General features: G+C 67.6%; 12 protein-coding genes. 2 read left to right on the top strand and 10 right to left on the bottom strand.

Translation table 11 applies throughout. The features are described 5' to 3' along the window. Positions 1-58: 58 nt before the first annotated feature. From ABIC25_RS18565 to ABIC25_RS18545, 5 genes are all read right to left on the bottom strand, one after another. The gene (locus ABIC25_RS18565; protein WP_354562625.1) at positions 59-8194 is read right to left on the bottom strand and encodes a non-ribosomal peptide synthetase; all 8136 of its coding nucleotides are present in this window, start codon (positions 8192-8194) and stop codon (positions 59-61) included. A 372-nt stretch (positions 8195-8566) separates the two neighbouring features. Beyond that, positions 8567-9436, bottom strand: coding sequence for an ABC transporter permease (locus ABIC25_RS18560; RefSeq protein ID WP_354562623.1), 870 nt, complete (start codon positions 9434-9436; stop codon positions 8567-8569). Then, positions 9436-10266, bottom strand: coding sequence for an ABC transporter permease (locus ABIC25_RS18555; RefSeq protein WP_269553747.1), 831 nt, complete (start codon positions 10264-10266; stop codon positions 9436-9438). Before ABIC25_RS18555 ends, ABIC25_RS18560 begins: the two co-directional genes overlap by 1 nt. Position 10267: 1 nt before the next feature. Beyond that, positions 10268-11716, bottom strand: coding sequence for an ATP-binding cassette domain-containing protein (locus tag ABIC25_RS18550; protein ID WP_354562621.1), 1449 nt, complete (start codon positions 11714-11716; stop codon positions 10268-10270). Between the two features lie 227 nt (positions 11717-11943). Beyond that, positions 11944-12822, bottom strand: a complete 879-nt coding sequence (locus ABIC25_RS18545) for a glycosyltransferase family 2 protein (RefSeq protein WP_354562619.1) — start codon at positions 12820-12822, stop codon at positions 11944-11946. Between the two features lie 427 nt (positions 12823-13249). Between ABIC25_RS18545 and ABIC25_RS18540 the strand changes: the two genes are divergently transcribed. Both ABIC25_RS18540 and ABIC25_RS18535 read left to right on the top strand, forming a co-directional pair. After that, complete coding sequence (locus tag ABIC25_RS18540; RefSeq protein WP_354562618.1) at positions 13250-13747, top strand: phosphoribosyltransferase; 498 nt, start codon at positions 13250-13252, stop codon at positions 13745-13747. Continuing rightward, positions 13744-14121, top strand: a complete 378-nt coding sequence (locus ABIC25_RS18535) for a GNAT family N-acetyltransferase (RefSeq protein WP_354562616.1) — start codon at positions 13744-13746, stop codon at positions 14119-14121. Before ABIC25_RS18540 ends, ABIC25_RS18535 begins: the two co-directional genes overlap by 4 nt. Before the next feature lie 2 nt (positions 14122-14123). On the opposite strand, the gene ABIC25_RS18530 is transcribed toward ABIC25_RS18535, so the two are convergent. From ABIC25_RS18530 to rplP, 5 genes are all read right to left on the bottom strand, one after another. Further along, entirely contained in the window at positions 14124-15227 is a 1104-nt protein-coding gene (locus ABIC25_RS18530; RefSeq protein WP_354562614.1) for a DUF8320 family protein, read from the bottom strand. Beyond that, the gene (locus tag ABIC25_RS18525; protein WP_354562612.1) at positions 15224-16513 is read right to left on the bottom strand and encodes a sensor histidine kinase; all 1290 of its coding nucleotides are present in this window, start codon (positions 16511-16513) and stop codon (positions 15224-15226) included. Before ABIC25_RS18525 ends, ABIC25_RS18530 begins: the two co-directional genes overlap by 4 nt. Positions 16514-16681: 168 nt before the next feature. Next, positions 16682-16972: a 30S ribosomal protein S17 gene (rpsQ, locus tag ABIC25_RS18520; RefSeq protein ID WP_004020546.1), complete on the bottom strand. Its 291-nt coding sequence runs from the start codon at positions 16970-16972 to the stop codon at positions 16682-16684. Beyond that, entirely contained in the window at positions 16969-17202 is a 234-nt protein-coding gene (gene rpmC, locus ABIC25_RS18515; protein WP_004020547.1) for a 50S ribosomal protein L29, read from the bottom strand. The genes rpsQ and rpmC overlap by 4 nt, the downstream gene beginning before the upstream one ends. Continuing rightward, a complete protein-coding gene (gene rplP, locus ABIC25_RS18510) occupies positions 17202-17618 on the bottom strand; it encodes a 50S ribosomal protein L16 (protein ID WP_004020548.1) in 417 nt (138 codons plus the stop codon). Before rplP ends, rpmC begins: the two co-directional genes overlap by 1 nt. Between the last annotated feature and the right edge of the window lies 1 nt (position 17619).

The raw sequence follows: 17619 nt of genomic DNA, 5'->3' as shown, positions 1-17619 counted from the left end.
GTCTGAGTCATTCCTTTGGTCGACTGCACTGCTTCGTTCCCGCGGGACCCGCCTCCGGTCACGGCGCGCCATCCAGAACCCGGAGGGCGTTGGTGCGGAGCTCGCCCAGTACGTCACCGAGTGCGTCGGGCCCCGACACCGCGAGGCCGGGCAACAAGCTCATCAGCGCGGTGGTGAGGGCCGAGTCCGGGTCAGGGAGTGCGGCAGCCATCGCATCACTGATCGACGACAGCACCGCGAACGTTACCTGGGCATCCTGATGTGCGGCCGCCACCGCATCCGGCTCTGCGGCGGTGGCACGGGCCACCAGATCCGGGAGCGAGACGGCGCGTTCGGCGTCGGCGATGTCACCGGCCGCCGCCTGTTCGGCCGCGGTGACGATGTCGATGTCGCCCACCAGCACCTGCGGGTTCTCCGACACCTCCTCGAGTACTCGCAGGTACCGCTGCGCATAGCTCTCGACGGTGTTCTTGGTGAAGATGTCGGCGGCGTAGATCAACTGGCCCGTCATTGAATCAGCGTCCTTTGCTGCCGGTGCACCGAAGTCGTTCGGGAATAACGTGAGCTGGAGATCCACCTTGGCTGGGGTCAACTGCTCGGATACCGGTGCGATCGTCATCGAGTCCATGTCGAGCGAGGGGATGGTGAAGTTCTGGTAGGCGAACATCACCTGATAGATCGGGTTGTAACTGGTGGGCGGAGAGGAGAGAACAGATGACACGATCGTATCGAACGGGATCTCGGCGTTCGCCATGTCCGCCAGGTCCTCGTCGCGAACCCGCTGTAGGAGCTCGGCGAACTTCTCCTCGTCCTGGAGCCGCGACCGCAGGGCCAGAGTGTTGACGAACATGCCGACCACGCCGTCGAGTTCGGGCTGACCCCGCCCGGCGAACGGGGTGCCGATCACGATGTCGCGCTGGGTGGTGAGCCGGCTCAGGAGCACCACCAGTGCGGTCTGCATCACCATGAACAGTGTCGCGTTGTGCTGGCGAGCGACCGCCTCGAGCTTGTGCACCAGGCCGCCGTCGATGTCGAAGCGCACCTCCTCGCCGACGAAGGACGGCGTCCGCGGGCGGGGACGGTCGGTCGGCAACTCCAGCCGGGCCGGCGCGTTGTGGAGCCGGTCGGCCCAATAGGCGAGCTGTCGGTCCGCCTCGGTCGTCCCGTCGGGCCCGGGGACGGCGAGCGCCTCCTGCTGCCACAGCGTGTAGTCCAGATACTGGACCGCGAGCGGCTGCCACTCCGGCCGGCGGCCGGCCACCCTCGCCGAGTAGGCGGTCATGACATCGGTGGCCAGTGGCAGCATCGAGGCGCCGTCCGCGGTGATGTGGTGGACGACGAAGACCAGGATGTGCTCGGTCTCGGTGAGCCGCAGCAACATCATCCGCAGCGGCGGGGCGATCGTGACGTCGAAGCCACGGCCGGTGAACTCCGCGATCACCGGCACGGGGTCGCCGTCGACGTCGACGACGCTGCGCTCGAGCAACTCGAGTGCCGCGTCCCGGTCGAGCACGAGCTGGATCGGCTCGCTGTCGACCAGCGGATAACGCGTCCGCATCGACTCGTGGCGGTCGATGAGGTCCTCGATGGCGCCGCCGATGGCGTCGGTGTCCAACTGTCCCGACAGTCGCAGCGCCATCGCGACGTTGTAGGCCGGCGACGCCGGATCGGCCCGGTTGATCAACCACATGCCGCGTTGTACGGCCGACAGCGGCGCGCGGTCCCCGTGCGTGCGAGCCGCCAGACGTGGCCGGCGCGAGGGAGTTCCGTGGTCGCTGGCGAACGTCGCCATCGCGCGCACCGACGGCGCGTCGAACACCGCGGCGACGGGGATGTCGACCTCGAGGTCGGCCGACAACCGGGCGGCGACCTTGGTCGCGCTCAACGAGTTCCCGCCGAGGTCGAAGAACGACTCGGCCACACTGATCTGGTCCACCCCGAGGACATCGGCGAACACCCGGGCGATGACCCGCTCGGTCTCGGTGCTCGCCGCCACGAGTTCGGCGGTCTCGATCACGGGCGCGGGCAACGCTTTTCGATCGACCTTGCCCGCCGAGTTGAGCGGCATGCCCGACAGCGGCATCCAGATCGTCGGCACCATGAACTCCGGCACCGTTCCGGTCAGATGCGACTGGGCCTCGGCCGGGCTGACGGAGTCGGGCGAGTAGTAGGCCACCAGGCTCTGTCCGGCGGCCAGGTCGGCGACCGTGACCGCCGTGTGGACGATGCCCGGCACCGACATCAGCGCCGACTCGATCTCGCCGAGCTCGAGGCGCTGACCCCGGAGCTTGACCTGGAAGTCGTTGCGGCCCAGATACTCGATCTCTCCGGCTGGGCTCCACTTCCCGAGATCGCCGGTGCGGTAGAGCCGCGACCCGGCCGGGCCGTACGGGTCGGCCACGAAGCGTTCGGCGGTGAGCCGGCCCTGCGAGACGTATCCGCGCGCCAGTTGGATGCCACCGAGATAGATCTCACCGGGCACGCCGACCGGGAGCGGACGCAGCCGGTGGTCGAGGACGTGGATCGTCGTGTTGGGCACCGGCCGCCCGATCGGCACGACGGTCTCCGAACCGCGGACGTTGTGTTCGGTGACGTCGACCGCGGCCTCGGTGGGCCCGTACAGGTTGTGCAACCCGACGGCGGGCAGCGCGGTGCGCAGGCCACTCGCGGTCGAAGCGGTCAGGGCCTCCCCCGAGGTGAACACCTGACGCAACGAGCTCAGTTCGGCCAGCCGGTCTGCACCGACGACGTCGAGGAAGGTCGACAGCATGGACGGCACGAAGTGCAGTGTGGTCACGTCCGCGTTCTGTATGAGGTCCACGAGGTACGACGGATCACCGTGTCCGCCGGGCTCGGCGACCACCAGTCGGGACCCGGAGATGAAGGGCCAGAACAATTCCCACACCGATACATCGAAGGTCACCGGCGTCTTCTGCAGCACCACGTCGCGCTGGGTGAGCGTGTAGTTCTCCTGCATCCAGTCAAGGCGGTTGACGATCGCGCGATGCGACACGACGACACCCTTGGGGCGTCCGGTCGACCCGGACGTGAAGATCGTGTACGCGGCGTTCTCCGGACCGAGCGGCCCGCGACGCTCGGTCGAGGCGAGCGGTGCCGCGCCCGGATCGACCTCGGCCGCGGCGTCGACCACGGTGACCGTGACGCGGTCGGCGAGGTCGTCGACCACGGCGGGGCGGGGCCCTGGTCCGACGAGTACGCGCCGGGTACCGGCGGTCTCGAGCATGTAGTCGGCGCGATCGACCGGCGCCTCGGTGTCGAGCGGAACGTACTGACCACCTGCCAGCACGATGGCGTGCACCGCGACGAGTAGTTCCACCGAGCGCGGGACGCACACGGCCACCGCGACATCCGGACCCACACCGTCGTCGATCAGCTGTCGCGCGAGAGCAGTTGCACGAGACGCGAATTCGCCGTAAGTGACCTCGCGGCCCGCGAAGACCAACGCCACCGCGGCGGGATCCCGCCGATATCCGGTCAGCAGCGCAGCCGACAGATCCGGCGCGGACAGTTCCCGTGCGGCGCCGCGGGACCAGCCCCGGACCGTGTCCACCTCGGCCTCGGGGAACGCGAAGAGATCATCGACGCGCAGCGCTTGTCCGGCATCGTCACGCCCGAGCGAGCCCGCGATCGTCCCCAACACATCGTGGAGGTAGCGCGCGAATCGTTCGATCGTGCTCTCGTCGAACAGATCACGCGCATAGCCGAACGCCACCGAGATCTGACCGGCGTGGTCGCCGGCGTCGGAGAACTCGACGACACTGAGCGAGAGGTCGTACTTGGCGAACGGTGCCCGCGCGTCGATGAGGCTGATGCCGGCCTCGTCCTCGAACAGCCGCTCGACCTGATCGTGCTGCATCACCAGCTCGACCTGGAAGAGCGGCGAATGCGAGGTGGAGCGACGCGCACCCACCGCGTCGACGACCTGCTCGAACGGCACATCGGCATTGCTGAGGGCCTGCGCGCGAGTGTGATTGGCCTCGCGCAGCAGACTGTTGAGATCGGTGTCGGGGTGCACCCGGGTGCGCAGCACCAGCGTGTTGACGAACATGCCGATCAGGTCGGCGAGTTCCGGCTCGTCCCGCCCGGCGATCGCGGTCCCGATGGCGACGTCGTCGCTGCCGCTGAGACGCGACAACACCACGGCGAGCGCAGCGTGGAAGATCGCGAAGACAGTCACCCCGTGCTGAGCGGCCACCGCGTGCAACCGGGCGACGGTGTCGGCGTCGAGGAGGGTGTCGACGTAACCGCCTGCGCCGGAGGGCCTGATGGGCCGAGCCCGATCGGTGGGCAGCGAGATGAGCTCGGGCATCCCCGCCAGTTCGGCGCGCCAGAAATCGAGCTGCGCCGACATGAGCGAGGTGTCGTCGGCGGCCTCCCCCAGGACGTCGCGCTGCCACAACGCGTAGTCGGCGTACTGCACCGGCAGCGGGCGCCATGCGGGCTGCTCGTGAGCGAGCCGCGCGGCGTAGGCCGTCAGGACGTCGGTGATCAACGGTCCCAGCGAAGCGCCGTCGCCCACGATGTGGTGCATGACGACGATCAGGACGTGATCGAGCGTTCCGTCGGGCGCCACGGAGCGGAAAAGTCGTGCGCGGACCGGATATTCGTAATTCAGGTCGAAACCGGTCACCGCGAAGTCGGCGAGCCTGCGTTCGGTGTCCGCGGGTGCCACATCGACCACGTCGAACAACCGGGCCGCGGCCGCCGCCTGCGCCGAATGGATGAACTGGTAGGTCTCCCCGTCCTCGTCGGGGAACGTCGTCCGCAACGGCTCGTGCCGCGCGATGACGTCGTCGATCGCCGCGGCCAGCGCGGTGGCGTCGACGTCGGCGCCGAGCCGCACCGCCCCCGGGATGTTGTAGGCCGGCGAGGTCGGGTCCAGACGGTTGATGAACCAGAGACGACGTTGGCTGAACGCCAACGGAATCCGGTCCGGACGCGCCTGCGGCACGAGCTCCGGCCGGCGCGCGGCGGCGTCGTCGGTCACCGGTGTCGCGACCCGGATGATGTCGCCGAGGCTCTGGCTCTCGAAGACGTTGGCCAGCTTGATGTCGAGCCCGACGACGGTACGCAGGCGCGACGCCAGTCGGGCCGCGGTGAGCGAGTCCGCGCCGAGCGCGAAGATGTTGTCCTGCAGCCCGATCGGCTCGATGTCGAGCAGCTCTTCGACGATGGCGACCACTTCGCGCTCCCGCGGGGTCGACGGCGCGACGTAGGCGACCCGTTCGTCACGCGCGAACACCGGCGCGGGCAGCGCCTGCCGGTTCAGCTTGCCGTTCGCGGTGAGGGGCAGCTCGTCGATCAGCATGACGATGTCGGGCACCATATATCCCGGCACATGGGCGCGGACCTGCTCGCGGACCTCGGATTCGTCGAGCTCGCAGCCGATTTCGGCGACCGCGTATCCCACCAGTTTCGCCCCGCCGGCCGATGCCGCGTCGGTGACGACCGCAGCGGCCGCGGCGACGCCGTCGACCGCGCGCAGCGCCGTCTCGACCTCGCCCAATTCCACCCGGAATCCCCGCAACTGCACCTGGGTGTCGGCGCGCCCCAGATACTGGACGTCGGTACCGATCCGCCGGCCGAGATCGCCGGACCGGTACATCCGCTCGCCGGTACCGTGCAGGTCGGCGACGAATCGGGTCGCCGTGAGGCCGCGGCGGTTGCGGTATCCGCGCGCGAGTTGTCCACCGACGACGTAGATCTCGCCGACCGCACCCTCGGGCACCGGACGCAGGCGATTGTCGAGGACCCGCAGGCCGAGCGAGTTCAACGGACGGCCGATGAGGCTCGCACTCTCACCGCGCACCAGATCGGGATCGAGCGGACGGTAGGTCACGTGGACCGTCGTCTCGGTGATGCCGTACATGTTGACGAGTTCGATCTCGTCACCGAACGCCTCGTACCAGTTGTGCACCTCGTCGAAGCGCAACTCCTCGCCACCGAAGACGATGTAGCGCAACGCCAACGGCGTTCCGGTCCGGCGCCGGACGTCGGCCACGATGCTGAACGCCGAAGGCGTCAGGGACGCCACGGTGATCTGCTCGTCGGCGAGCAACTGCAGGAACTCGGCGGGCGCGCGGGCGACCATCCGGTCCACGATGACCGCACGACCGCCGGTCAGCAGCGGGCCGAAGATCTCCCACACGGAGAAGTCGAAGGCGTAGGAGTGGAAGACCGACCACACGTCCTCGGGCGTGAACTCGAAGTCGGCGGACGCCGCGTCGAGCAACGTGGCGACGTTCCGATGCACGATCTCGACACCCTTGGGCGCCCCCGTCGACCCGGAGGTGTAGATGACGTAGGCCGTAGCCTCAGGTGTCGCAGGGCCCCGCGGCACCGGGAGCGCGGCGACTTCAGGAGTCCCCGCCTCGTCGAGCAGCTGTCCGGCCTCGACGACCTCGCACTCCCCCGCCCACCCGGGCCGATCGCCGTCGGAGACGATCACACACGCCGGGGCGGCGTCGTCGACGATGTAGCGCAGGCGTTCTTCCGGATTGCCGGTGTCGAGTGGCAGGTATCCCGCCCCCGCCTTCAGCACGGCGAGCATCACGACGACGAGACTCGTGTCGCGCGCCGTTGCGACGCCGACCAGGTCGCCTGCTCCGATACCGCGAGCGTGCAACGATCGTGCCATCGCGTCCGAGCGGCTCGCGAGTTCGGCGTAACTGAGGGTCGTGCCGTCGGCGTCGGAGACCGCGCCCCGGTGGCGATGGGCGGTCGCGACCTCGTCGAACATCTCGACGAGAGTCGGCGTGTTCTCCCGCGGTTGCGGCTGTGGAAGTGCCTCGAGCAGCCGGCGATCCGTGTCCACGAGCAGGCCGACGTCGGCGACGGGGATGTCGAGTGCCTCCACCGACAGGAACCGGTCCAGGAACGTCAGGAATCGCTGGTGCAGTGCGTCGAGTTCGGCCGGTGTGTACAGGTGCGGGTTGCCGTGCAGGTCCACGACGAGCGGTGCGCCGGGGCTCGACTGGTACAGGTTGATCAGCAGGTCCTCGAGGATGCCCGAGGTCAGGATCCGGTACTCCATCTCGGTGCCGTCGATGGCGACCTGCTCATCGAAGAACACCATGTTGATGGTGGGTCCGAACGAGACCGAACTCTGGTCGAGACCGGCGTCACGCCGGATGTCGTCGGACCGGTAGCGCTGGTGCCGCAGTGCGCCGGTCAGTTCGAGCTGCGCGGTCTGGATCAGCTCCCGCACCGACTTCGAGGCCACCTCACGCAACCGGATCGGCAGGATGTTGGACACCATGCCACCGGAGATCTTGATCTTGGCGGTGGCCCGGCCGGTGACCGGGAGGCTGAGGACGATGTCGTCGTGATTGCTCATGCGCGCCAGGAACGCGCCGAACGCCGAGGTCATCAGGACGGCCAGCGAACTGTTCAGCTCACCGGCGAGGGCCTCGTACCGGCGTTGCCGGTCCGGGTCCAGAGCCGCACCGGCCACGACATTGTCGAACGACAGCGAACCGGTGGTGCCGACCTTCGACAGCGTCACCCGCTCCGGCAGGTCCGCGACGCGGTCGAGCCAGTGCGCTCGGTCGGTTTCCCGCCGAGTGCTGCCCTGATACGCCTCCTCATAGGCGACGATGTCGGCCATGGTGGCCGGCGGCTTGTCGCGCGGCTCGTCCCCTCGGCGGAGAGCGTTGTAGCGGTCGACCGTGCGCCGGATGATCGACAACGCGGCGTAGCCGTCGATGATGATGTGGTGGGCGCGGTTGTACCAGAACGTACGGTCGTCGGAGATCAACAGGATCGAGACGATGATGAACTGGTCGGTCAGGAGATCCACCGGCTGGCGGTACTCGGCCTGCATCCAGGCCATCGCCGCGGCGACCGGGTCGGCCTCGGAACGGAAGTCGAGGATGTCGACGGTCTGGTCGAAGTCCACATCGACGTACTGCATGGGGATGCCGTCGATCTCGGTGAGACGGACGAACGGCGACTCGACGAGTTTGCCGACCTCTTCACAACACCGGGCGAAGAGGTCGATGTCCAGTCCGCCCGGCGCGTGGCGGATGTCCACGTACTGGGCGATGTTGACCGAGTATTCGGACGACAGCGATTCGGCGAACCACATGCCGCGCTGCGCCGCGGTGAGCGGGAGGACCTCGATGGTCTCGTCCACGTCACCCGGCGTACCCGCACGGTAATCGGCGATTGCCACGTCCTCTGAACTCTCCCTCGCTAGTCCTGCAGTCGATTAGACCTCACGACACTGCCGTTGGTAATCGTTCAGACCCTCCACATCGGACGCCGACACAGAATCTCCATGCTATTTCACGCGAGGGGGTCTCATGAAACCGGGATGCGGGGCCAGCCTCTGAGAATGCCATCGCCGACGCCACCTTCCTTGTTACCCGCCGCGGCGTGTCCGAGCTCGGCGAGACGACCGCACCCGACGGGCGTCGCACTCGGCCCATAGGCCACTGACCAGCGTGAATGAGTGCTAGGCCGATGGTGGGGCAATCCCCGTCGGCGGGGCTGAAGCCATACCGAGTGTCATTCGTTACCCGGACGCCACTGGATCGGTTCGCGATCATCGGTCCCTTGCGGCTTTTCGATAGCCGCGAAGAGCTGGATAAATGGAAATGACCAGAATCACCACGGTCCAAACCGCGACTTTCACCAGGTTCTCGGCGAGAGGACCACCCACGGCCAGTGCCCGCATCGCTTCGATGGCCGGTGTCATCGGTTGATTCGCGACGACCGGTTGCAGCCAGGTGGGATAAGCACTGATCGGCGAGAAACCGGAGTTGAAGAACATCAGCAGACTCGACGCCAGTCCGAGGTACGGCACGATCGGCGCACCCGGTCGGGCGCTGACCGCGAGCGCCAGGGTCAGGGTGGCGAAGGCGGCGCCATACGCCAGGGCCACCAACACCAGCCCGATCGCCGAACCGAACCCCTGGGTGAACCGGAAACCGATCAGGTGACCGGCGGCGAGCAGGATGAGCGTCGTCACGAGGATGCGGACCAGCTCGGACATCACCCGCGAGGTGAGGTCGGCCGCCCGATGAATCGGCAGGACGTACAACCTGGCGAGCAGACCCGTGGCCCGTTCCCCGTTCAACCGGGTCGCCGAGGCGATCGAACCGAACATCGCCCCGACGAGGATCACCAGCGGAACCGTGCCGTAGGCGCTGTTCTGGCCGGTCGCCGACCCGATGGCGTCGCCGAGCACGACCTTGAACATGATCATGCTCAGCGCCGGGAAGAGCAGCGCCTGCATCAGTGTCGGGACGTCGCGGACGAACACCACGATCTGCCGGCCGGCAAGCGGGAGACTCTGGCGCCACCACGCCCGGAACGACGACTCCCGCGGCACGTCGGTGGCCGCGGTCGTCAAGAAATGCCGCTGGGTGTTCGGTTCCCCGGCGGTCGTCGAGGCCAGGTCCGCGGTGCTCATCAGCGTGCCTTCCGCGTACTGACCGCGAGCAGGAGCAGCGCCGTCGCGGCCAGGCCGGCGCACCACCACAACGACGGCTGCAACTGTTGCCACGTGGCGGTCCCGGCGTCGAGGGCGCGCATCGAGTCGGCGAACTGCGAGATGGGTTGATTCCGGACGAACGGCTGAATCCACTCCGGGAACTGCTGCAGCGGAACGAATCCCGTGGACATCATGCCCAGGATCAGCGTCGGGAGCGCCAGCGCCTGGCTGGTGGCCTCCGGACTGCCGGCCACGAGTCCCAGGCCGTCGGCGGCCCACGAGAACAGGGCGCCGATCAAGAACGCCAGACCGAAGAGCCCGACGGTGCCCCACAGCCCCCCGCCCGGACGCCACTCGATGATCAAGCAGGCCACCGCCGCACAGACGAGCGAGATCACCAGCAGGACACCATTGGTCGCGGTCCGTGCCAGCATCGGGATCACCGGCGACATGGGCATCACCCGGAACCGGGTGTTGATCCCCTGCTCGCCGTCGAAGGCCGCACGCATCGCCGCCGAGGACGCGGCGAAGTTCACCGACTGCAGCACGATGATCGGCATCAGGAACTGTCCGTAGTTGATCCCGGGGGTGACCTCGACGATGCTGCGCAGCGGCAGGTAGAAGCAGATCGCCAGGAAGGCCGGGGACACGAACGCGAAGATCACCTCGCCGCCCCGGAACACCTTCGAGATCCCGCGGCCGGACAGCGCCCACCACTGCTGGACGGGCCGCACGCGCGGCTCGGTCAACACGGTCGTGACCGATCCCGACGACGTCGCCCCCGATCGCAGTACGTCAGAAGTCGTCATGTCAGGTCGAACTCCGGTCGCGTCGCGGATCGGTCAACGCCAGGAAGACCTCGTCGAGCGATGGCCGCCGCATCGCGACGTCGGACAGCGGGATGTCGGCTGCTGCCGTTCTCCGAATGACCTCGACGAGGGTCTCGGGACCGTCTGGCGCGGGCACGGCGACGAAATGGTCGTCCTCACCCTGGACGTGACCGGCGATGAGATCGGCCAGGGTGTCGCGGAGCCGGGCACGGTCCGCGGGATCGGCGGGTGTGACCTCGCAGCAGGCCGCACCGGTCGACGCCTTCAGCTCGTCGGAAGTTCCCTCGGCGATGACACGCCCCTTGTCGATGACGACGATGTTGTCGGACAGGACGTCGGCCTCTTCGAGGTACTGGGTGGTCAGCAGGATGGTGACACCGGAGTCGCGGAGCTTCTCCACGAGCGACCACACCTCGAGGCGGCTGCGCGGATCGAGCCCGGTCGTGGGCTCGTCGAGAAAGACGATCCGCGGCGCGGTGACCAGTCCACAGGCGATGTCGATCCGTCGGCGCATACCGCCGGAATACTCGCGGACCCGCTTGCCGCCGACATCGGTCAGCGAGAAGGCGTCGAGCAGTTCGTCGGCGCGGGCGCGGGCAGCCGTCTTGTCGAGGCCGAGGAGACGACCGAACAGAACCAGGTTCTCGCGGCCGGTGAGGGCCTCGTCGAGGGCGGCGAACTGTCCGGTCAGCATGATGGACTTCCGGACCGACGCCGCGTCGTGCGCGACATCGTGACCGTTCACGGTGGCGGTGCCGCCGTCGGGCTTCAACAGGGTGCACAGCATGTTGACCGTCGTGGTCTTGCCCGCCCCGTTGGGTCCGAGCAATGCGACGATGCTGCCGGCCGGGACGGTGAAACTCACGTCCTCGACGGCGACCATGTCCTTGAACTTCTTGTGCAGGTTCCTGGCCTCGATCGCGAGCCCTGATGGGGCCGCGGGTGCCGGCGGGGGCGGCTCCGGCGACCGAATGGCGACTGTCGGCGATCCGGACACATCGGCCGGGGGCCGATGCCACTGCGGGACCGTCCGCGCCTGTGCATCGAACGGCGCCGTCTCGACGACGTGGCCGTTGTGATCCGGGGATGCGGGGTCCTCCTGGTCGGCCCACTCATCGCCGACGCCACGCGCTCCATCCGCAGGGCGCTCGTCGACGAGGGGCTCGTCATCAGGAGGTGCGGCGTCATAGGGGGCTTGGGCGGCCGGGCCGGCGGTATGGCCGTTGGGTGAGGTGACGTCCGAATCCGCGTCGTCCGCGGTCGTCGCCGAGGGACTCGCCCGTTCGGCACGCCAGCGCCGAAGTTGCTCCGCTACCGGGTCCGGCAGTACGAACGGGTCCTCGGGCAGTGGCGGAAGGGGCGGGTCGTGCCGTTGATGACGCGGCTCGTAGGACGCGACAGAGGGTCGCTGACCACTGGCCTCGGACATGTCTTCCTCTACGCGTCGACGACAGGACATCGCGGACAGCCCGCTCGTCGGCCGAGACTCCGCAGGGCGGGGCACGACCATCTGAAGCTAGGCATCCACGACAACAAACTTACGCACGATTCGCCGTTTCGGACGAATTTGACCCGGTCCGTCATTCACGAATTTGTCGTCGGGCCGGGCGGAAAGGTTACGCGGGCCTTCGTGACCCGCCGCACACCTGAGCGAGGTCACCGTGCGACGGCGCGGCGTTCACAGGTGACGAGGGTGCGACGCCGTTCGAGCGGCATGAGCAGTCGGTGGGGGCGCCAGTTGTGCTTCTCGTCATCCCAGGGCCGAAACAGCAGCCACATCACAGTGAATCCGAGAAATCGGAACGGCCGGTCCACCCTGAGCACCTTCACCGCCGCGTCGTCACCGCGCCGCGCGGCCGTGCGGACACCCCCGGCGATGTAGGACCGGTTCTGCCACGGTGAGTGGCGCAACTGTCTGCACGACGTGTCGACCTGGACGAGCGGGTCGTAGTAGATTTCCAGGCCCGAATCGGTCATGGCCAGACTCAGATCGAGCTCCTCCCAGATGTCCGGGTCGGACCTCAGCGAATCCCGCACCTGCTTCCACGCGGACTGACGGATCGCGTAATTGGGACCACTCAGGCCCCCGATCTTCCCCCCGTCGGCCAGTTTGCCCAGCGTCAGGGTCACGAGACGATGCTGTAGTGCGCGCGACGGACCGTCCCAGGTGAGCACCAGACCCGTCAGGCCGTCGTAGGTCTGTCCTCTCGCGGAATCGAAGAACGTCACGATCCGCTCGGCCCAGTCCTCCTGCACGAACGAGTCCGCATCGGTCTTCGCGATGATGTCCGACGTGGCGGAATCGAAGCCGCAGTTGCGAGCCGGGATGACACCGGGCCGGGGCTCCACGATGCGCCGGACGTTGTCGTGGTGTGCCGCGAACTCGTCGACGATGGCCGCGGTCGCGTCCGTCGACGAGTTGTCGACGACGATGATCTCGTCGACGTGTCTGCTCTGGTTGATCAGATGGTCCAGGCATCGTCCGATCGTGTCGGCCTCGTTGTACGCCGGGACGATCACCGAAAGCGAACTCACGACACCCTCACCACAGATCGCAGACCACCGATGATCGACGTTCGCACACCCGGTCGGTATTCACCGGATTGTTTTCTCGACTGTTGCGAATACGATTCTCTCGACGAAAGAACACACCTTCGATGATTACGCTTACTAAGAAACCTGCAGATCAACGATTGCAAATCGGGAGAGGCGATCAATTCGCGCGAAACAGCATTCATTGGCCGCAATAATACCGAGAAATCGACGATCGTCTACGTCCGCTCATATGTTTTCGAGAATTGTTTTTGATCGACGAAAAGGGAATATCGGACATTCACCGGATTTCCACCAGCCGCCTCGATGCGCGAGCGATCCCACCGTTCACATCATGACCCTCAGTGCGGGAGCCCGGCCGGGTGCCACTCGGCTCCCGGCGGCGCGGCCGCTCTGGAAGAGTGTCCCCATGACCACTCCATCTCCTGAGCGCGAGGTGCTCACCTGGGAGCTCAACGGCGTCGCCTGCCGTGAACTCGCCGAGCAGGTGGCCGCCGACGCGTTCGTCCCGGACATCATCCTCGGCATCGCCCGCGGCGGCCTGATCCCGGCCGGCGCCCTCGCCTACGCCCTGGACTGCAAGCTGATGATCTCGTTGAACGTCGAGTTCTACACCGGCGTCGGCGAGACGCTGTCCGAACCGGTGATGCTGCCCTCGCTCCTGGAGTCGAGCGGTCTGACCGACCAGCGGGTGCTCGTCGTCGACGACGTGGCCGACACCGGCAAGACCCTCAAACTGGTCAACGATTTCTGCCAGGAGCAGGGACGGGTCGCCGAGGTCCGCAACGCCGTGCTCTACAAGAAGCCGCACACCATCACGATCCCCGACTACAGCTGGCGGACCACCGACAAGTGGATCGACTTCCCCTGGTCGGTGCACGGCCCGATCGTGGCGGTGCGGCGATGACCGCCGACAAGACCGGCGCCGAGACCACGGTGCGCGACAACCCCGCCGAACGCCGCTACGACATCCACGTCGACGCGCCCGCTGGTGAGGCACTGGCCGGCTTCGCGGAATACCGTGACCGGGTCTCCGGGACCGACGCTCCGACGACCGCGCGGGTGTTCTTCCACACCGAGGTCGACCCGGCGTTCGGCGGACGCGGTCTGGCGACGATCCTGGTGCGCGAAGCCCTCGACGACGCCCGCGCACGCAAACTCACGATCGTGGGCGTGTGCCCGCTGGTGGCCTCGTTCCTGAAGAAGCACCCGGAATATGCCGACGCGACCGCTCCGGTGACGCCGGCCGTCCTCGAGTGGTTACGCGACGACGGCGCCTGACCTCACCGGCCCGACGCCGGCGTCCCGTGCTCGGTGGCACCGATGAGGCCGACCCGTCGATCGAACTCGATGCGGTCGGTCCGTCGGTCGGAGTCCACTCCGACCGACGCCAGCACGTCGCGTCCCGGCGGTTGGATGCGTACCGTCACGCGCCCGTCACCGACGTCGTCCAACAGTTCGGCGACCGCGTTCGCCAGCCGTTCGCGCACCCTGGCCGCCGGCGCGTCGTCGAGCGCGGCCAACCCGCCGTCGTCGAGCAGAACGACGCGCACACCCCGCTGACGCGCGCGCCACGCCGCGTCCCGGACCACCGGGAGGTCGAGCCCGGAGGCACGGATGCCGTCGCGCAACTGCGCCTCGAGCAGTCGGGCCATGACCACCTCGTCGGCGGTGAAGGTCTCCCGGCGCGCCATGCGTGTGAGGACGGGGCGTGCACGTTCGTCGAGAGCGGCGAGACGTCGGTCCCGCACCTCGGTGGCCGCCGCGGCGGCGGCGTCGAGCGCGACCTGGCGCTCGTTGGCCTCGCGCAGTTCGTAGATGTTGCGGGCCATCGGGCGCAGCATGACGGAGAACAGCGACCCCATGATCATGATCGCGTATCCCGGCAGGGTGATCGACAGTCCCCAGACCGCTCCTGCGGTCGAGGCGGCGCCCCACACGACCGCGATGACGCTGATGCAACCGCTCGCGAGCCACGCCGCCAGGGGACGACCGCGCACCGCGACGAAGGCCAGGATGATCACCGATGCCCCCATCGGCGGCCCTGTCTGCATCACATGCGACGGCGGCGACGGCAACGAGAACAGCGTCACGGCCACGGCCGAGACGGTCATCGCGGCGATGACGAAGGTCGTCGACCCGGGCAGCGGATCCCCGGGCGAATCGAGGATCGTCATCCCGGCCACGACGAACAACACGAAACCGGTGAACACCCCGGTCCACTGCCACCACCCGGTGAAGGACGAGTCCGCATAGAGCGTCACGGCGAAGTAGCCACATGCGAACGCGCCCATCATCAGCCACAGGGGCCGCGACCCGATACCGAACGCATTGACGACCGCGCCGCGTTCGGCGTCGTCGACGCCGCGAGAACACTCTCGTCTCACGGCCGCTCCCATCGGATCTGGACCGTGGTCCCCCGCCCTGCGCGACTGTGCACCCGCGCGTGGCCGCCGGGCAGTCTCGCCAGACGACCGCGGATGCTCACCGCGATTCCCAGCCGACCGACCGCCACCGACTCCGGATCGAACCCGACGCCGTCGTCCACGACCGCCATGCTCAGGGCGTCGGGTGCCAACTGCACGATGACGGCGCATTCGGCATCGTCCCCGGCGTGGCGCAACACGTTCCGCAACGACTCCGACATCGCCTCGACGACCGCGTCGAGGACCTCGACGGGATACGAGGCCGGCTCGGCACGCGGATCGCCCACGCCGTCCTGGTCACCGGGGTCCTGGTCATCAGTGTTCTGGCCACCCACGACCTCCACGTCGAATCGTTCGGAGATGTCGGCGGCGGCCGATCTGATGCGACGGACCACCTCGACATCCGGAACGGTGTCCGCATCTCCGGGTCCCGGCACCCGGGCGAGTTCTTCGAGGGCAGACGCGGCCTGGGCGGCGAGCCGCTCATCGGGACGCCCCGGCCGGACGGCCAGGAGTGAGGCGATGACCCGATCGTGCACGATGGCGTCGAACCGCTCTTTCTCCACCTCGCGGGCCGACGCCGCGGCCACGTTGGCCGCGGTGCGGTAGGTCTCCTCACGCGTCTCGTCGAGCTCACGGCCGGTTCGGGTCGCGACCAGCACGACCGCGAGGAAGACACCGGTGAACACCAGCGACCACAGGATCTCCACGGGCGCATCGGAAGTCACCTCACCGAACCGGCCGAGCTGCTGGGAGATGTGCGCGAGGGTCGACGACACGAGCAGACCCGCCACCGCGAGACGCGGGCGTACGAGCATCAGCACCATGCTCGGCATACCGCAGAAGGCGACCATCCACTGCGCCGAGTCGTCGGGATTCGTCAGGGTCGTCCCGTTCCAGGCCACGAACCACAGACCCAGGCCGAGGATGTACCCGGCCCAGGTCGTCAGGGCGAGCGGGGTGAGCCATGCCGTGCCAGGTCGAAAGGTCGCCGCGATCAACAGGATTCCGGGGCCGACCGACAGCAGGATGCTCAGCGGTGGCCACCAGGCGTCGGTCAGCGGCGCCGAGGCGAGGATCGACGCCGCCGAGACCACGGGGTAACCGATGAAACCCAGGCCCAGGAAGCGTGCGCCCACCCGGCGGACGCGGTCCAGATCCGGCTCCGCCGAATCCGATTCGAACGCACGGCGCACCCACGCGGGTCGTGCAGAGGTGTCGCCGCCGGCGAGATCGGTGCTGGGCATCGCATCTCAGCCTCACACCGTCCGGCTCGACCGGTCAATCCCCTGTTAAGACCAACCCTTCGTGACGCTCCTCCGCAAGCTCCGGAGCTCCTCAGGGGACAGAACACGCCACCGGCCCGCTCCCTACAGGGAACGGGCCGGTGGCGGTAGATCTCGTTGGGCGAGGGCCTACTTGGCCTTCTCCAGCACCTCGACGAGGCGCCAGTGCTTGGTCGCCGACAGCGGGCGGGTCTCCATGATCCGCACACGGTCGCCGACGCCAGCATCGCCGTTCTCGTCGTGGGCCTTGACCTTGCTCGTGGTCCGAATGATCTTGCCGTAGAGCTTGTGGCTCTTACGATCTTCCAGCTCGACCACGATGGTCTTCTGCATCTTGTCGCTGACCACGTAGCCGATGCGCTCCTTGCGACGTGCGCGCTCCTCGGTCTGGGTTTCGGTCACCTTCTGGTCCTCACTCATGCGTCATCACCATCCGGTCCGGACGCCAGGCCCAGCTCCCGCTCGCGCATCACGGTGTAGATACGCGCGATCTCGCGACGCACGGTCCGCAGGCGACGGTTGTTGTCGAGCTGGCCGGTGGCCATCTGGAACCGAAGGTTGAACAGTTCTTCCTTCGACTCTTTCAGGCGATCGACCAGATCAGCGTCGTTGAGCTCACGAAGCTCGTTCGCAGCAACTCCGAGTGCCATCAGAACTGCTCCTCTCTGGTCACGATCCTGGTCTTGATGGGGAGCTTGTGCTGCGCGCGACGCAGGGCCTCGCGAGCGATCTCCTCGTTCGGGTAGGTCATCTCGAACAGCACGCGACCCGGCTTGACCGGGGCGACCCACCACTCGGGCGAACCCTTACCCGAACCCATGCGGGTTTCGGCCGGCTTCTTGGTGAGCGGGCGGTCCGGGAAGATGTTGATCCAGACCTTGCCGCCACGCTTGATGTGCCGGTTGATCGCGATACGAGCGGACTCGATCTGACGGTTGGTGATGTACGCGCCTTCCAGAGCCTGGATGCCGTAATCGCCGAACGTCACCTTGGTGCCGCCCTTGGCCTGCCCCTTGAGGCTGGGGTGGTGCTGCTTGCGGTGCTTGACCCGACGTGGGATCAACATG

Source organism: Gordonia sp. PvP123 (genome assembly GCF_040547295.1).
GTDB classification, from domain to species: Bacteria; Actinomycetota; Actinomycetes; order Mycobacteriales; family Mycobacteriaceae; genus Gordonia; species Gordonia terrae.
The sequence above is the reverse complement of the archived record's forward strand: the minus strand, read 5'-3'. Positions and strand labels throughout refer to the sequence as shown.